Source organism: Streptomyces sp. NPDC007162 (assembly GCF_040634175.1).
Classification (GTDB): Bacteria; Actinomycetota; Actinomycetes; order Streptomycetales; family Streptomycetaceae; genus Streptomyces.
Genome location: NZ_JBEYFC010000163.1, coordinates 1 through 17,407 on the forward strand (window position 1 = coordinate 1; position 17,407 = coordinate 17,407).

Genomic DNA, 17,407 nt, shown 5'->3' on the forward strand with positions numbered 1-17,407 from the left:
GACGACGGGCGGGACCGGCCATGGGAGCGGGACACGATCGTCAACGTGTTCTCCGTGACCAAGACGATGACCGCGCTGTCCGCGCTCGTGCTGATCGACCGGGGCGAGCTGGACCCGGACGCGCCGGTCGCCCGCCACTGGCCCGAGTTCGCCGCGGCCGGCAAGGAGAACGTGCTGGTGCGGCACCTGCTGTCGCACACCGCCGGGCTGCCCGACTGGGAGGGACCCGTCGAGGAGCTGTACGACTGGGCGTCCGCCACGGCTCGGCTCGCCCGTCAGGCCCCGAAGTGGGAGCCGGGCACCGCGGCCGGGTACCACTCGCTCACCCAGGGGTTCCTGGTGGGTGAGGTGGTGCGCCGGATCACCGGACGGAGCGTGGGTGAGTTCTTCGCCGCCGAGGTGGCCGGGCCGCTCGGTGCGGACTTCCACATCGGGCTGGCCGCCGAGCACGACCGGCGGGTGGCGCTCACCGTGCCGCCGCCGGGCCGGGACGAGGACTACACGGCCAGTGCGCCGGGGCGCGACACGACGGCGCCCTCCACCGCCACCGCGCTCCGCGTCCGGGACGGCAACAGCCTCGCCTGGCGGCGGGCCCAGATCCCCGCGGCGAGCGGCTTCGGCAACGCCCGCTCCGTCGCCCTCGTCCAGTCCCTGCTGGCCTGCGGCGGAACCGTCGGCGGGGTGCGGGTGCTGTCGCCCGAGGGCTGCGAGCGGGCGCGTCGGGTGCAGTTCGAGGGTGCGGACCGGGTCCTCGGCATGCCGTGCCGGTACGGCCTCGGCTACGGCCTCTTCGGCGACGCCCTCGGCTGGGGCGGCTGGGGCGGGGCCCTGGTGTGGGTGGACCCCGGCGAACGGCTGGCGATGGCCTACGTGACGAACCAGATGCGCGAACCCGCCGCCGACAACCGCGGAATCGAACTGGTCATGGCAGCCCAGGACGGCCTCCGGGGGCTCGCCGCCTGAGCTGCCGGAGGACTCAGGCTCCGCCTCCGTAGGGCCTGGTGAGGATTTCCAGGCGGTGGCCGTTGGGGTCGTCGAAATAGGTGCCGCGGCCACCGTCGTTGGTGTTGATCTCGCCGGGCCGGCTGTGGGACGGATCGGCCCAGTAGCTGACGCCGGCCTTCCGGATGCGGGTGAAGATCTCGTCGAAGTCGTCTTCGGAGACCAGGAAGGCGTAGTGCTGCGTCGGGATGTTCCCCGGCGCTTCCATGTAGTCGAGGGTGACGCCGTTCGGCAGGGTGACCGGGACGAACGGGCCGTAGTCCGGGCTGACTTCCAGCCCGAGGACGTCGGCGAGGAACCTGGCCGACGCGTGCTTGTCGTGTGCGGCGACGATGGTGTGGTTCAGGTTCACGGTCATCGTGGGACCTCCTCCTGTCCAACGTACCCCCAGCACCGGTTAAGGTAAGCCTTGCCTTAGCCGATGATCGGGAGAGTCCGTCGTGCGTGCGTTGAGATCGAGGGCCGTCCTGGCCGTGTCCGCCGTGTCCGTGGCGGGCGCTCTGCTGGCCGGTTGCGGCTCCTCCGCCACCGGCGACGGTGCCGCCGGCGCCCACGCCGACGGGTCCGTGAACAAGGTCGCCGGTGCCTCCGAGGGCCCCGCGGCCGCGCCCGGCGCCCTCGCCGACGGCATGGGCTCCGACAACTCCACCGACGGCAACTTCCCGCGCACGGTCACCCACTTCGAGGGCAGCACCGTCATCAAGGCCCGGCCGAAGCGGATCGCGGTGCTCAGCACCGGTCAGCTCGACGACCTGCTGACCCTCGGCGTCGTCCCGACCGCGGGCACCCGAGCCGAGAACGCCGGTCTGGTCCCCGACTACCTCGCCGAGGCCTTCCCGCAGTACGAGCGGAAGCTCGCCGCGATGACCGACGCGGGCACCCGCCAGTCCCCCAACCTGGAGTCGCTGGCCGCCGCCAGGCCCGACCTGATCCTGGTCAACGACTCGCTCGGCGACCTCTACCCGCAGCTGTCGAAGATCGCGCCCACCGTGGTCACCGCGGGCCAGGGCATCAACTGGAAGCGTGACCTGCTGCTGGTCGGCGACGCCGTCGGCAAGGGGCAGGCGGCACGGGAACTCCTCGACGACATCGTCGCCGGCGCGAAGGCGAGCGGAACGGCGCTCGACGGGTCGACGACGGTCTCCATGGTCCGCTTCACACCCGACCGCACCCGGATGTTCGGCGTCTCCTCCTTCACCGGCTCGATCGCCGTCGACATGGGCCTCGCACGCCCCGGCTCCCAGCGGTTCAACGCCATTTCGCAGGACATCAGCACCGAGAAGGTGGACACCGCCGACGGCGACTGGATCTTCTACTCGGTACAGGGAGACCCCGCGAGGACGGACGCCGGGAGCACCCTCGCCGGGCCGCTGTGGAAGTCGATGAAGGCGGTGCGGGCCGGGCACGCCGTCCAGGTCGACGACGACCCCTGGTACCTCAACGCCGGTCCCACGGCCGCGCGTCTGGTCGTACGACAGCTCGCCGAGCACCTCCGGTAAGTGCGCCGCGCCCTCCTCTGGCCGGCGGCCGCCCTCGCGGTGGCCGTCGTCGCCGTACTCAGCCTCGCCGTCGGCACGCGTGCGGTACCGCCGGCCACGGTGTTCGACGCCCTCCTGCACGGCGGGTCCGCACCCGACGCGCTGGTCGTGCGGTCCCTCCGGCTGCCCCGCACCGGGATCGGCCTCACCGCGAGCGCCGCGCTCGGCCTCGCCGGAGCCACGCTCCAGGCCGTCACCCGCAATCCGCTCGCCGACCCCGGCATCCTCGGGCTGAGCCAGGGCGCCGCGGCGGGCGTGGTGCTCGCCATCGTCGTCGGGGGTTCCGCGTACGGCTTCGGGGCGTACGTCTGGTACGCCTTCACCGGCGCCGTCGTCGCTGCCTGCCTGGTGTACGGCATCGCGGCGCGCGGCCGGGGCGGGGCGTCCCCCGTGAAGCTGGCGCTCGCGGGTACCGCCCTGTCCGCGATGGCCGCGGGCGCCACCACCGTGGTCCTCACCTCCCGTTCGGCGACCCTCGACGAGTTCCGGTTCTGGCAGGTGGGGGCGCTGAGCGGGCGCGACGCGGGGACGGTCGTACGGATGCTGCCGTTCCTCGCGGTGGGCGCCGTACTGGTGCTGTCGTGCGCGCGGGGGCTGGACGCACTGGCCCTCGGCGACGAGACGGCGCGTGCGCTGGGGCACCGGGTGCGGGTGGTCCGGGGGTGCGCGGCCCTGGGGGCCACACTGCTGACCGCCGCCGCGGTGGCCGCGGCCGGCCCGATCGCGTTCGTGGGCCTGGTGGTGCCGCATCTGGCACGGAGGTTGGTCAGAAGCGGCGGGTACGCACGGGTGCTGCCGCTGTCGGCGCTGCTGGGAGCCGGCCTGCTGCTCGCGGCGGACGTACTGGGCCGGGTGGTACGCGCCCCCGCGGAGGTCCCGGCGGGCGTGATGACGGCGCTGGTGGGGGTTCCGGTGCTGGTGACGCTGGTACGGAGGAAGGGAGCCGTGACGTGAGGCGTACGACGCGAGTACAGCGCTCCTCAAGGGCGCCGGGGGTCCCCCCGGCCGAAGGCTGGGGGAGGAACTGCGCGACCAGCCCCCACCGGCCCGCGGGGACATTCGTGCTCCGCCCCCGCCCCCGCTCCTCCCTCCTCCTCCACAAACGGTCGGCGCTCGTCGCCCTCGCGCTCCTCGCCCTCCTCGCCGTCGCCCTCACTGCCTCCGCCTGCATCGGCCAGACCTACATCTCACCCCTCGCGGTATGGCACACCCTCCGCGGTGACCCCACCCCCTACGGCCTGGTCCTCAACGAACTGCGCGTGCCCCGCGCAGCGGTCGGCGCCCTCGTCGGCACAGCCCTCGGCGTCGCCGGCGCCCTCGTCCAGACCGTCACCCGCAACCCGCTCGCCAGTCCCGACGTCATCGGCGTCGGCCACGGCGCCGCCGCCGCGACCGTGCTCGCGCTGGCCACGGGAGCCGTCTCCGCACCCGGAGCGATGCCCTTCGTGGCCGTCGGCGGCGGACTGGCCGCCGCCGCCCTGGTCTACGTACTCGCCTGGCGCCACGGCATGCAACCCGCCCGTTTCGTGCTCACCGGCGTCGGCATCGGCGTCGCCCTGTCCGCCGTCGTCCAGCTGTATCTCACCGACAGCGAGCTGGACGCGGCCGAGCAGCTCAAGCTGTGGCTGACGGGGAGCCTGAACGGGCGGGGCTGGGCGCAGGCCGGCCCGCTCGCCGTCGTCCTGCTGCTCACCGTGCCGGGACTGGTGTGGGCGAGCCGGGCGGCGCGCCTCCTCGGCCTCGACCCCGACACCGCGGCCGCCCTGGGCCTGCGGGTGGACCGCGCCCGTCTCGGTCTCACCGTCCTCGGCGTCGCGCTCGCCGCCACCGCCACGGGAGCCGCGGGGCCGATCGGGTTCGTCGCGCTGACCGCCCCGCAGCTGGCCCGGCGGCTCACCCGCACCCCGCAGCTGCCGCTGGTCTGCTCGGCGCTGACGGGCGCGGTCGTGCTGGTGACCGCCGACCTGGTGGCGCGCACCCTGGTCCCTCCGCTGGAGATCCCGGTGGGTGCGCTGACCTCCCTGGTCGGCGGTCCCTATCTGCTCCACCTGCTCGGCCGCAGGCGGGAGCGCTGACTCAGATCGTCGCCGTGTCGATCACGAAGCGGTAGCGGACGTCGCTGTTCACGACCCGGTCGTAGGCCTCGTTGATCTGGTCGGCGCGGATGAGTTCGATCTCGGCGCCCAGGTTGTGCTCGGCGCAGAAGTCGAGCATCTCCTGGGTCTCCGGGATACCGCCGATGCCGGAGCTGCTCAGGCTGCGGCGGTTGCCGAAGACGGAGGAGAGGAGGATGTGGACCGGCTCCTCCGGGATGCCCACGTTCACCATGGCGCCGTCGGTGCCGAGCAGCGACAGGTAGGCGTCGAAGTCCAGGGGGGCCGACACGGTGTTGAGGATGATGTCGAAGGTGCCCTTGAGGTCCTCGAAGGTCTTCGGGTCGCTGGTCGCGTAGTAGTGCGTGGCGCCCAGCTTCAGACCGTCGTCCTTCTTGCGGAGGGACTGCGACAGCACGGTGACCTCGGCGCCGAGCGCGGCGGCGATCTTCACGCCCATGTGGCCCAGGCCGCCGAGACCGACGACCGCGACCTTCTTGCCGGGACCGGCGTTCCAGTGCTTCAGCGGGGAGTACGTGGTGATGCCGGCGCACAGGAGGGGGGCGGCGACGTCGAGCGCGAGGCCGTCCGGGATGCGGACGACGTAGTTCTCGTCGACGACGATCTTCTGCGAGTAACCGCCGTAGGTGGGCTGCCCGTCCTTGCCGACGCCGTTGTAGGTCCAGGTGGCGCCGCCGCCGGTGCAGTACTGCTGGAGGCCGGCCTTGCAGTTGTCGCACTCGCGGCAGGAGTCGACCATGCAGCCGACGCCCACCCGGTCGCCCACCGCGTACGTGGTGACACCCGGGCCGACCTCGGAGACGACGCCCGCGATCTCGTGACCGGGCACCATCGGGAAGATCGCCGTACCCCAGCCCTCTCGGGCCTGGTGGATGTCGGAGTGGCAGATACCGGCGAACTCGACGTCGATGAGCACATCGAATTCACCGACCGCGCGCCGCTCGATCGTGGTCCGCTCCAGCGGGGCCTTGGCGGCGGGCGCGGCGTAAGCAGCAACAGTGGTCATGAGGGGGTTCTCCTAAGGATGTCTTCGCGCCCGGCTGCCTTCTCACGTCCCGGGCACGCTGCCAGCCTCCCCCACGCTACGTCCGTCACCCAGCCCCCGCCTCTGCGTACGTCTGCCGTGCCTACCACTGGCGGGGTCAGGTTCCGGTGCGTACGTCCGTGAATACTGGATGTATGGAAGACCAGTCCCTGCCCCCCGCCTCCCCCTCCGTGCCCCTGGACCGGCGTGCCGAGCTCAGTGAGTTCCTGCGCAGTCGGCGGGCCCGGCTGCGCCCCTCGGACGTGGGGCTGCCGGACTTCGGGCGGCACCGCAGGGTGCCGGGACTCAGGCGCGAGGAGCTGGCGCAGCTGGCCGGGGTGTCGGTGGCGTACTACACGCGTCTCGAACAGGGCAACGGGCGGAACGTTTCGGCGGAGGTGCTGGACTCCATCGCCCGTGCGCTGCGGCTGTCCGACGCCGAGCACGCGCACCTCACCCACCTCGCCAAGGGCAAGCAGCACAAGAAGAAGGCGTCGGGGCGGCCGCAGCAGGTGCGGGCATCGCTGGGGCAGCTGCTGGACGCGATGGAGGGCGTACCGGCGTACATCGTGGGGCGGCGCTCGGAGATCCTGGCGTGGAACCGGATGGCGGCGGCGGTCTTCGGCGACTGGGCGGAGCTGCCCGCCGCGGAGCGCAACTGGGCGCGGCTGACGTTCCTGCGCCCCGACTACCGCGATCTGTTCGTGGAGTGGGAGCAGAAGGCCATCGACATCGTGTGCCAGCTGCGGATGGACGCCGGCTGCTATCCCGACGACACCCGGCTGTCCGCGCTGGTGGGCGAACTCTCGGTGAAGAGCGAGGAGTTCCGTCGGCTGTGGGCGACGCACGACGTCAAGGAGAAGTCGTACGGGGTGAAGCGGATGCACCATCCGCTGGTGGGTGAGATGTCCCTGCACTACGAGTCGTTCCGCATGGCCGGCGACCAGGACCAGGCGCTGGTCACCTACCACGCGGAAGCCGGGTCGGCGTCGGCGGAGGCGCTGCGGCTGCTGGCCAGCTGGGGCACGGACGCGAACCGGGTCGCGCCCCGGGCCTGACCGGCCGGGACAGGGGGAACGGCCCGCCGGAAGCCGCGCTTCCGACGGGCCGTTCGCTGGGGTGCTACTCGGCGGCCGACGCGCTCACTTGGCGTAGTACGCGTTGTAGATCGAGATCGTCGACTTGTTGCCCTTCTTGTCGGCGATCTTGGCGTGGAACGAGATGGCCTTGCCCTTGGCCGGGTTCTTGACGGTGATCCTGCCGTGGCTGACCGTCAGCTTCTTCCAGGTCCTGCCGTAGTCGTACGAGACGTAGACCACCAGCGACTTCAGGTTGCGGCCGGCGGCCGAGCCCTCCACGGTGACCGGGAAGGTGACCGTCTTCCCTGCGGCGACGCGGCTGTCGAGGCCGGTCGTGGCGCCGAAGTGGACGGTGGAGGCGGGGAGCTGGGCCAGCGGGGTGCTGCTGCCGGGCTTCTTCGAGTGGAAGGTCCAGCTCGCGTCGATCCGGGTGGAGGCCGCGGCGACCTTGACCGAGCGGATGACCGAGGTGGTCAGCTTGTACTCGGCGTCACCGGACGGCACGGTGAACACGCCGTCGCCGAACAGCGGGTCCTTGTTGGAGCCCACCTTGGTGCCGTTTCGGTACAGGGTGGTGTTCACCGACAGGAAGTCGGAGGACCCCGGGTGCTTCGCGCTGTCGGAGAACAGCGGGATCACACCGAAGATCTGGTTGCCGTCGCGGTACAGGCCGTACTGGGAGGTCAGGTGCGGGCCGAAGACCGCGGTGTTGAAGGTGTTCCGGTAGGTCCGACCCGCTTTGTACGCCTGCATGTCGTCCTGCGTGTAGCCGGCGTCGGCGATCGGCAGGCCCTGCGCGTCGTGTCCGCTGTTCTGCACGGCGTCGAAGGCCCACTGGGCGCCGTCGACGGTGGAGAGGTGGAAGGTGCGGGTGGCGGGCAGCTTCTGCTCCACCCCGAGGCCGATGACCACGTCGTCGCCGACGACGCCCCAGGGACTGACCGATCCGGTCTTGCCGGGGGCGGAGGCGCCGACGGTGTTCTTCACCGTCGCCAGCTCGCCGGTCTTGAAGTGCCGGACCTTGCCGCCCTGGAACCTCTTGACCTGGGCGCTGGTGGCGACGTCGTACTCCTCGCCGCCGCCCTTGACGAACTGGCCGCTCCAGGTCTGCGTCAGGCCGCTGACGTCCGGTCCCAGACCGGCGGTCCTGATCTTGTCGAAGGTGTCGAAGCCGGCCCCGATGCCGATGCCCGCCGGGTCGTACATGTAGTCGACCGTCGCGAAGTTCGACTTGGCCGCCGCGTCCGGCACGGTGATGTCGGACGCCTTGGTGGTGCGGGCGTCGACGGTGACCGTGAGGTCCTTGGTGACGCTCAGCTTCGGCTGGACCAGCCAGTCGAGGCCGCCGTCGAAGGTGGTGAAGTCCTTGGCGATCCAGGCGTCGAGCAGGTACGTGCCCTTGGGCACCCGGAAGGTGGCGGTCCCGGAGTCGGACACCGGCACGTTGATCCCGCTGCCGTTGCCGAGGCCCGAGTAGCCCATCAGACTCGTGTTGTAGAGCCCGGTCGGCTTGCCGTCCCGCCCGATGTGCTTGACCGTGACGCTGTACGACTGCACCTCGCGCTGCACCGCGGCCGCCGTGCGGACGCTCTGGCCGCCGCCGGTCGCCGTCACGTACGCCGAGTAGGCGCCGTCGAGGGTGCCGCCCAGCTTCGTGTTGACGGTGACGCCGACGGAGGCCGTGCCGCCGGCCGGGACGGTCACCTTGGTCGCGTCCAGCTTGAAGAAGCCGGCCGGGGCCGCCGCGCCCTTGGGGTCGGTGGCGGACGAGGTGAGGCTGAGGGTGACGGCCTTGGTGCCGACGTTGCGGTAGGTCAGCTGCTTGGTGACCGGGGTGTCGTCGGTGTGCGGCCACTGCTGGACACCGAAGTTGACCGACGACGGCTGCGCGAGCACGGTCTGCTTGATGGCCCTGTCCACGGCGATCCGGCCCGTACCCTGCTGGAACGGCGTGTACTTGCCGCCCTTCGCGGAGCCGGTCAGGGCCGACTTGAGCTCCTGGTAGCCCCAGTCGGGGTGCTCCTGCTTGAGGATCGCGGCGGCGCCCGCGACATGCGGGGTGGCCATCGACGTACCGGAGATGGTCAGGTAGCCGGGCGGGTTCTCGCCGACCTCCTGGTCGATGACGCTGCCCTTGGCCGCGGCGGCGGTGATGTCGACGCCCGGGGCGGTGACGTCCGGCTTGATGGAGCCGTCGGCGGCCGGTCCCGTGGAGGAGAAGTCGGCGAGCTTGTCGTTGCCGTCGACGGCGCCGACGGTGAGCGCGGCGGCCGCGCTGCCGGGCGAACCGATCGACTGGGGGCCGTCGTTGCCCGCGGCGATCGCGAAGAGGATGTTCTTCTCCGCGGAGAGCTTGTCGACCTCCGCCTCCAGCGGGTCGATCTCCGGGGAGTCGTAGCCGCCGAGGCTGAGGTTGACGACGTCGGCGCCCTCGGCCGCCGCCCACTCCATGCCGGCGAGGATCCCGGAGTCGTCACCGGAGCCGGTGTCGTCGAGGACCTTGCCGTTGAGGATCTTGGCGCCGGGTGCGACACCCGTGTACTTGCCGTGCGACTTGGCGCCGGTGCCGGCCGCGATGGATGCGACGTGCGTGCCGTGGCCGAAGTGGTCGGAGGCGTCGGCGGCCGTGGTGAAGTTCTTGGAGGCGATCACCTGGTCCTTGAGGTCCGGGTGGGTGGTGTCCACACCGGTGTCCAGGACGGCGATCTTCACGCCCTTGCCGTTGTAGCCGGCCGCCCACGCCGTGGGGGCGCCGATCTGCGGCACGGACTTGTCGAGGGCGGCCTTGCGGACGCCGTCGAGCCAGACGTGCGCGATGCCGGCGGCCGCCTTGTCGCCGTTGGTGACGGCGTCCCACAGCTCGGGCGTCTCCTTGACCGGGGTCTGCACGGCGTCCGCGTTGAGCGCCTTGAGGCTGTGCCGCAGGGTGCCCGCGTCCCGGACGTCGGCCTTGGCCGCGGTGGCGGCACCGCTGTAGCCGACGATGACCTTCAGGCCGTTCTGCTGCGCCCTGCGGGTGGCGGCCTTGTCCAACTCGGTGACGTCGAAGAGCCGTTGGTCCAGCTTCCCGGAGGCCACCAGCTGGACGGCGTCACCGGGCACGACGAGGGTGTGCCCGTCGACCTTGCTGATCCGGAACGGTATGTGCTCGCGCCCCTTCGCCCGCTCCAGGCCGACGACACGGCCCTTGGCGTCGAGGGCGACGCGGTCGCCGGTGATCAGGGTGACGTGGTGCTTGCCGGCGAGCGAGGCGCGGGCCGCGGCGACGGCCGAGGCGGCACGCTGTTCCGGCTTCGCCGACGCCGGGCTGGTCATGCCCGCGGCGAGGGCGACGGCGGCCGCGGTGGCCACCGTGGCCGCCGCTGCTCTTTTCACTTGTCTGCGCAAGACTCCCCCTGGGAGACGGTGTGCCGGGCGAATTCCCCGTTCACCCGGTCGGGGGCAGTCTCGTACGTACATACGTCAACCCCCCGGAACACGGAGTATGCCGGGGGGTGATCAGCGGGCTCAATAGATGAGAGACCGGTAAGAAGCAAGCGAGAGATTTGTTACCGGCCGGGGCGGACACCGTTACACAATCGCGCGGTCGTGCGCGGGAGTTCGGTGTTATGCGCCGGCGTTCTCCTTGACGGTGATCTTGCCCTTGCGGATGGTCGCGAGGCGCGGGGCCTTCTTCGCGATCGCGGAGTCGTGGGTGACCATGATGAAAGTCAGCCCGTGCTCCTTCCACATGCGCTCCAGTACGTCCATGATCTCGTCGCGCATGCCCTCGTCGAGGTTGCCGGTCGGCTCGTCGGCGAGCAGCACCTTGGGCTGCTTGACGAGGGCCCGGGCAATGGCGACGCGCTGCTGCTGGCCGCCGGACATCTCACCGGGGAGGTGGCCGAGGCGTTCGCCGAGACCGACGGACGTGAGCGCCTCCGCGGCGCGTTCCCGGCGGTCCTTGGTCTTGACGCCGAGGGGGACGAGGGCCGTCTCGACGTTCTCCTGGGCGGTGAGTGTCGGGATCAGGTTGAAGGACTGGAAGACGAAGCCGATGTTCGCGCTGCGGACCGAGGTGAGCTTCGTCTCGGAGAGCTTGGCCAAGTCGGTGCCGTCGAGGACGACTTCGCCGGAGGTGGGGCGGTCCAGGCAGCCGAGCATCTGCAGGAGGGTGGACTTGCCGCCGCCGGTGGGGCCCTGGATGACCAGGCGGTCGCCGTCGGCGATGGTGAGGTCGATGCCGTCGAGGGCGCGGACGGTGTCCTTGCCGCGTGAGTAGAGCTTGGTGACGTTTCTGAGTTCGTACATGGGGGCTCCTGGAGGGTTGGGGGGCGGGCGGCTGCGTTGTCGGCTACTCGACGCGCCTGAGCGCATCCGCCGGACGCAGACGCGACGCGCGCCAGCCTCCGAACGCGCCCGCGATCAGGCCGCCGGCCACCGCGAGGGCCACCGCGAGGGCGATCGTCGTCACGCTGACCGGGGCCGTCAGGGCGACCTCCAGGGTCTTCGCGGCCTGCCGGCCGGGACCGAAGCCACCGCCGCCGCCGAACCCACCACCCCCGCCGGGGCCGCCGCCCGCGTTCCCGCCGCCGCCGAGGGAGGCCTGCAGGGTGGGGCTGATCTCGGTGACGACGTACGCGCCCGTCAGGCCGAGCGCGATGCCGAGGGCACCGCCGACCAGGCCGTTGACCATGGCCTCGCCGATGACCTGCCGGGTGACCCGGCCGGACTTCCAGCCCAGCGCCTTCAGGGTGCCGAACTCGCGGACGCGCCGGGAGACCGCCGAGGAGGTGAGCAGACCGGCCACCAGGAACGCAGCCACCAGCACCGCGATGGACAGCCATTTGCCGACGTTGGTGGCGAGGCTGGAGGCGGTGGACAGCGAGCCGGAGACCGTCTTGGCGAGGTCGGCGGAGGTGGTGACGGTCGTACCCGAGACGTTCTTCTGGATCGCGCTCTTGACGGTGTCGATCTGCTGGGAGTCGGTCGCCTTGACGTAGATCGTGGTGACCTTGTTCTTCTCACTGGCCAGCGTCTGCGCCTGCTGGAGCGGGATGTACAGGTTCGCCGCGGAGTCGCCGGAGGTGGCGGTGGCGATGCCGATCACCTTGAACTTGACGCTCTTGATGGTGACGGTGGAGCCGACCTTGTACTTCTTCTCCTTGGCGTAGGCCGAGTCGGCGACGGCGACCTTCGCGTCGGCCTCGCTCGTCTTGAAGGTGCGGCCGCTGGTGATCTTCGACGAGGTCAGCGGGCCGAGGCCGGCGTTGGCGACGTCGGTGCCGAAGACGCTGTAGCTGTTGACGTCGAAGTTGGCGCCGCCGCCGCGGACCTCACCCTGCGGCGCCCCGGTGCCGCCACCGCGCTCGCCGAACCCCCCGCGGCTGCCGGAGTTCTGGTTCTGCTGGAACTGGCCCCGGGTGAACTGACCGCTGATCTTCACGACGTTGAGGCTCAGTCCGCCGACCGCCGTCGAGACGCCCTTCTGGTCGGAGACCTTGGCGACGGTCGAGGAGGCGAGGGTGGTGAAGCCCTGCACCATGACGCGGTCGCTGCTCTGCGTCTTCGACGAACCGTTGTTCTGTGCGTCGAAGTTGAAACGCGGACGCTGGGAGCTGCTCGTGGAGGCGGAGGCGGCCTTGGTGACCGTCATGTCCGTACCCAGGCCGTACAGCGACTGGAGGACCTTGTCCTGCGCCTTCCCCATGCCGTTGGACACGGAGTTGACCACGATGACCAGTGCGATGCCCAGCGCGAGGCCGGAGGCGACGACGAGAGCCGCCTTTCTGCGGCGGCGCAGTTCGCGCCTCAGGTAGGTGAAGAACATGACCGCACGGTAGGGACGCACCGTGATGGCCCTCTAAGGCCGAAATAAGAGAACCATGAGAAGGCTGTGGCGGACCCCGGAAATGCCGGTGCCGCCCCTGAGGGGCGGCACCGGTGAGCTGTGCGGCGGCTGTGCGTCAGGGACCGGACGGCCGGTTCCTCACGCCCCTTCGCCGGCCCTGCGCATGTCGAGGATCCTGCGGAGGTCCTCCAGACGCCGGAAGGCCTGGAAGCGCACGTCGAGGTACTGGGCCAGCTCGTGAAGCACCTCGGTCCGTTTGGGATGGTGACGGGGCAGCAGACCGAGGGCCTGGTCCAGCAACTCGACGGCCTCGTCGATGTCCGCGTGCTGTCGGTCGCTCTCGAAGCGCATCCACAGCTGCTGGGCCAGGTTGGCGAGCCTGGTGGCCTTCCGGGCGTCACGCGCGTCCCGGTCGGGCGAGAGCTCGACCGCTTCGCGGGCCAGGTCGATCGCCGTGTCAAGGTCCACGAACCCCCAGGCCAGACTGAGGTCGTTGAGGGCGGCGGGCCGCTCGGGATGACCGGTGGGGGCGGCGTCCACGGCATCCTGACCGACCCGGATCGCCTGTGCGAGGTCGGCGGTGTCTCCGGTCGCCTGGGCCCGAAGGGTGAGCATGTAGCAGAGGTTGTGCAGGATCGTCGGATCGGCCTCCGGCGCCCGCGTCATCGCCTGAGTACCCGCCACGACGGCCGCATCGAGATCCGCCGGGTCCTTCCTCGCCTGGTAGCGCAGGAGCAGATCGATGGACAGCCCCTGGAAGGCGGTGGCCACGCCTTGCGCCGCGACGCCGTCGGCGATGCCCACCGTGATGGCTCTGTGGTGCACCGCGATGGCGCTGTCGAGGGCGTCGGCGCTGCCCGCGAGCCGGGCCCGGTGCGAGAGAGCCAGGCCCAGGTGGTGGAGGGAGGAGAAAAGATGATCACACACCTCCTCGGCAGCACTTCGGGCTCGAAGTCCGAATTCCACTGCTTCCTCCGCGTCCGCCCGTGATCCCGTGCTCTGAGATCGCGTACGCAGTGTGGCGCTGAGGAAGTCGAGATCCCTGACGTGCGCCGCGGAACCCGGCTCGCCCTCCTCGACCGCCCCCCGGCTCATGGTGATGGCACGGTCCAGGGCTTCCAGCTGCCCGGTCTCCTCCCAGAGCCCGTAGGCCACGTGAGCCAGCCCGCTGAGACCCTCGGCGCGGCTCGGCACCCTGTCGCCGGCCGGGCCGCCCGGGCGGCCGGCGACTTCCTGCGGCCGGACGTTCGCGTCGTCGGGTGTGCCCCCCGACCGGAACAGTTCCTCCGAGGTTCGCAGGGAGGCGCGAATCGCCTCCTCGTCAGGCAGCAACCACGCGCGCATCCGATGGAACCACCCCGCCAACAGCACGGCCGAGTGCCGGAACTCCCGGTCCGCCACGGGCCTTCCGGTGTCCACATGGCGGCGTGCGGCGAATTGCACGAGCAGTGAGGCGTCTGCGAACGCCACGGGGTCGAGAAGCAGCGCCGGCTCCGCGTACAGCACGAACGCGTCCAGCCTGTCGTGCATGCGACGCAGAATCTGGTCACGCTCGGCCGCGAGGTTGGTCATCATGGCCCCAGGTGGACGTAGGAACACCAGCCGACGGATGCCATCGGGTAACTGTGCCGCTGGTCGAGGACGGCGCAGTGGAGAGCTCGTGCGGCACCGTCGGCGGCCATTTCTCCCGTCGGCCGGACAAGACGGGAGTAGACGCCGGCGGCGACCGTCGGCGCCATGGCGTCGTCGATGGACCACAGGGTTCCGATGACGTGGCGATAGCCGGCCAGTTGCATCATGGTGGCCAGGTTCAGGGATTCGTCGCTGAGTCCGCTCACGGTGCGAGCGGTGCCGCATGCGGAGAGGAAGGCGAACTCGCGGTTCCTGTCCGGCGAGGTGCCGGACACGGCACCCATCCGCAGCTCCTCGTCGTACAGCAGCAGGCGGGCGTCGTCCTCACCCGACGGGCCGCGTACGGCTCCGTGGCAGGCGAAATGGGCCCAACCCGCTCGCTGCAGATGCTCCCGGACGGCCGCCTCCGTGGCGGCGGGTCCGACAAGGGCCCGCGCGGCGGGAAAGTACCGAAGGAAGATCTCGGCCTCCTGCTGCGCGGTGGCCAGGGTGCGCTGTCCACCGCCGACCCGGGAATCGGGCACGGCGACGAGCAGCGGACGGCCGACCGGCGTGGATGAGGCCGCCCTGCGGTCGATCAGCTGACGCAGCGTCGGGGTGTAGGAGGAAACGACCCGGTCCAGCACCGACTGGCCGTCGGCGCGCTGCCGGTTGTGGAGACCGGCGGCGTGCAACGGCAGGGAGGCGAAGGCCCCGGTGGGGCACCACCACACCCGTTCGGCCTCGTCCGCGGACTTCGCCCGCGTGTGACCCAATTCGTTGAGAACGGGTGCACAGACCTGGTGCCACAGCCACTCCAGTGCGGTCGCCACCAGGTGGCGTCCGCTCGTGCGCTGCGAAAGACCGAGATCCTCGCCTTCCAGGATCGCCATGCCGAGCGAGAAGCGGCGGGCGTAGGACCGTACGAGGTCGTCGGTGACGCCGTCCAGCGGGATGGCCAGCACGTTCCGCCGCGCCCGCAGCACCAGGGCGTCGCAACGCGAGCGGCTCGTGTTGACGATGATGACGGGGCCCTCTGCGGCGGCGTCCCGCAGCACCGGGTAGGACGGCCTGGTGAGGAAGTCGGCCAGGCCCTCCTTGTCCCTGATCAGCTCGACGAGTTGGTTTCGGCGACGGGTGGCGGCGAGCCGCTCGCCAGTGGAGAGAGCTCCCCCGTACGCATCCGGTACGGGAGGGGCCTCGGCCTCGGCATGAGCTCGCGCGAACTGCTCCGCCAGCTCCGGGGCCACTCGGGCGACCCGGCGAAGGGCTGTCCGGCCACCGAGGGCGCGGCCGAGCTGAATGCCACGGCCGCATTCGAGCAGTTCGACAGCACGTTCGTACTCGCGTCTGCCGATGGCCAGGGCTGCCGCGTCGCGGGCCAGGCCGTCGGACGCCCGCAGGAGGGTCTCCTGCCCCTCACGGTCGATCCCCGACCAGGAGGCGAGCTCCAGCAGGTCCAGGGCCGTGCCATAGGCCTGGGAAGCCTGCTCGGAGTCGCCCAGCGATTCGGCGGACCTCGCCCAGTCACAGGCGGCGCCCAGACGGACCCGCATGCGCTCCGTCCCCGTCGTGGCCGCCGTCCTGAACAGGACGACGGCTTCCGCGAGGGCGCCGGCGGAGGGCGTGTTCTGGTTCAGTTCCCGCAGGCGTGCGGCGAGCGTCGTACCGATGAGGGTTGCCTGCTCCGTCCCTTCACCGGCGAGACGGTGCATGTCCCGGCAGATGGCCACCGACTCGTTCAGCAGGCTGACGTCGTTGTCGTAGAGGTATCGGCAGTGCAAGGCCGAGGACAACTCGAGAAGATGCTCCGTCCGCGCGTCTGTCTCCTGCTCGGGAGGCTGATCGGCACGCAGCAAGGCTATGGCCCGGTCGAGTTCGGCGACTTCGCCGATGCCCAGCGTCAGTGGCCGTCCGTCACTCGCGCGGGGCAGTGGTACGGGTCGGTCACGCAGCGGGTAGCCGTCCTCCACCGCCTGAAGAGCCGCGCGTACCGCCGCGGCCCGCAGGGTCCCCACTCGCTCGTCCCGGCCGGCCTGAAACCGGCCGCGCAGCATCCGGGCCCTGACCAAAGTGGCCGAACGGACGTCGCGCGGGAGCGCCCATCCTCCCTCGACGACGTCGGTGAGCAGTTCCTCGGCTTCGGCCCACGCGTCGTCCTGCGGGCTCTTCTGGGTGAGCGCCTGGGCCAGCGCGATCATTCGGGTGGCCCACTGCCTGCCGGGAACACGGGCGACGCGCCGCAGCAGTCCGAGGTACTGCCCCCAACTGGCCTCGTCACCGAGTTCGAGATGCCGGGTCACCGCGGCGTCGGCAAGGTGCAGCAGGCCCAGCACCTGATCGGGATGGCCGTCGGGGAGCGCCTCCACCGCCTGCCGCTGAAGGTCGTCGGGATCGACGTCGTCCGAGGCGGCATCGGGTGACTGGGTCCCCCTGATCCGTCGGACGAGCCCCAGGGCGGAGAGGGCGTAGGACCGGCTCTCGTCCGCGGCCAGCGCTCCCAGCGCCGTGGTCAGTTCCGCCTCGGCCTGCCGCAGCAGTTCCGGGTCGTTCGCCCGGGCCCGCGCGAGCGCCGTGAGGGCGATGCCCAGGTTGGCGCGGCACGTGGAGTGGTCCTCGTCCCGCTCGTCGCCGGTCTGCACGGCTCGTCGGGCGACTTCGACGCATTGCTCCAGACACCGCAACTGCCGGGTGCGCTCGTACTGGGACAGCAGTACGCGACTCAGGTTGGAGAGCGCCTTCGCCTCGTCGGCGGGCTGCAGGGATCCCGAGTCGATGGCCGCCCGCGTGAGCGACTCGGCCTCGTCGATCAACGCGTGATCGGCCGGGTTCGCCATCTCGTAGCGTTCCAGGAGGGTGATCGCGTAGGTGGTCTGGGAGACGGCGTACTCGGGCGTCGCGACCGGCGTGGCATCGAGCGACTCCCGGGCGGCTGCCGCGGACCGGGCGAGGAGATCCGTGTCGCTCCGCCGGTGCGCGGCGCGTCGCAGGCAGCCGGCCAGGTCGTTGAGAAACGGTGCGCGCCTGGGATCCCTGTCGGGTAACGCGCGCAGAGCCGATTCCAGCTCGTCGATCGCCTCGGAAAGCCAGCCGTCGTCGTTGGTGAGGCAGTGGTACGTGTACGCCAGGTGCCCGCGAGCGGCCATGAGGTCCGGCGACTGCGGATGTCCCGGCGGGACGAGCGCACCGGCCTGTTCGACCAGCCGCCC

Annotated in this window: 12 protein-coding genes; 5 read left to right on the top strand and 7 right to left on the bottom strand. The window is 71.0% G+C overall.

All coding sequences use genetic code 11. The features are described 5' to 3' along the window. Positions 1-963: serine hydrolase domain-containing protein (locus ABZ646_RS20640; RefSeq protein WP_360520615.1), on the top strand; the 963-nt coding region annotated here is incomplete at its 5' end. 13 nt (positions 964-976) lie between these two features. Here ABZ646_RS20640 and ABZ646_RS20645 read toward each other — a convergent pair. Continuing rightward, positions 977-1,360: a VOC family protein gene (locus ABZ646_RS20645; RefSeq protein ID WP_360520618.1), complete on the bottom strand. Its 384-nt coding sequence runs from the start codon at positions 1,358-1,360 to the stop codon at positions 977-979. A 91-nt stretch (positions 1,361-1,451) separates the two neighbouring features. Here ABZ646_RS20645 and ABZ646_RS20650 point away from each other — a divergent pair, with 91 nt between their 5' ends. The 3 genes from ABZ646_RS20650 to ABZ646_RS20660 all read left to right on the top strand — a co-directional run bounded on the left by ABZ646_RS20650 (position 1,452) and on the right by ABZ646_RS20660 (position 4,615). After that, positions 1,452-2,501, top strand: a complete 1,050-nt coding sequence (locus ABZ646_RS20650; protein WP_360520650.1) for an iron-siderophore ABC transporter substrate-binding protein — start codon at positions 1,452-1,454, stop codon at positions 2,499-2,501. Then, complete coding sequence (locus ABZ646_RS20655; protein ID WP_360520621.1) at positions 2,502-3,494, top strand: iron ABC transporter permease; 993 nt, start codon at positions 2,502-2,504, stop codon at positions 3,492-3,494. Positions 3,495-3,601: 107 nt separating this feature from the next. Next, a complete protein-coding gene (locus ABZ646_RS20660) occupies positions 3,602-4,615 on the top strand; it encodes an iron ABC transporter permease (RefSeq protein WP_360520625.1) in 1,014 nt (337 codons plus the stop codon). A 1-nt stretch (position 4,616) separates the two neighbouring features. Here ABZ646_RS20660 and ABZ646_RS20665 read toward each other — a convergent pair whose 3' ends face one another. Continuing rightward, positions 4,617-5,660 (bottom strand): NAD(P)-dependent alcohol dehydrogenase, encoded by a 1,044-nt coding sequence (locus ABZ646_RS20665; protein ID WP_360520628.1) that lies wholly within the window; start codon positions 5,658-5,660, stop codon positions 4,617-4,619. A 173-nt stretch (positions 5,661-5,833) separates the two neighbouring features. Here ABZ646_RS20665 and ABZ646_RS20670 point away from each other — a divergent pair, with 173 nt between their 5' ends. Next, a complete protein-coding gene (locus ABZ646_RS20670; RefSeq protein WP_360520631.1) occupies positions 5,834-6,736 on the top strand; it encodes a helix-turn-helix transcriptional regulator in 903 nt (300 codons plus the stop codon). Positions 6,737-6,820: 84 nt separating this feature from the next. Here the strand turns inward: ABZ646_RS20670 and ABZ646_RS20675 are convergent, their stop codons facing one another. The 5 genes from ABZ646_RS20675 to ABZ646_RS20695 form a co-directional block, all read right to left on the bottom strand. Then, positions 6,821-10,132, bottom strand: a complete 3,312-nt coding sequence (locus ABZ646_RS20675) for a S8 family serine peptidase (protein ID WP_360520634.1) — start codon at positions 10,130-10,132, stop codon at positions 6,821-6,823. Between the two features lie 231 nt (positions 10,133-10,363). Further along, the gene (locus ABZ646_RS20680) at positions 10,364-11,047 is read right to left on the bottom strand and encodes an ABC transporter ATP-binding protein (protein WP_360520637.1); all 684 of its coding nucleotides are present in this window, start codon (positions 11,045-11,047) and stop codon (positions 10,364-10,366) included. A gap of 43 nt (positions 11,048-11,090) precedes the next feature. Continuing rightward, on the bottom strand, positions 11,091-12,566 hold the full coding sequence (locus tag ABZ646_RS20685; protein ID WP_360520641.1) for an ABC transporter permease: 1,476 nt from the start codon (positions 12,564-12,566) through the stop codon (positions 11,091-11,093). A 159-nt stretch (positions 12,567-12,725) separates the two neighbouring features. Beyond that, positions 12,726-14,117: a hypothetical protein gene (locus ABZ646_RS20690; RefSeq protein ID WP_360520644.1), complete on the bottom strand. Its 1,392-nt coding sequence runs from the start codon at positions 14,115-14,117 to the stop codon at positions 12,726-12,728. A gap of 41 nt (positions 14,118-14,158) precedes the next feature. Continuing rightward, on the bottom strand, positions 14,159-17,407 hold a 3,249-nt coding region (locus tag ABZ646_RS20695; protein WP_360520647.1), incomplete at its 5' end, for a CHAT domain-containing protein.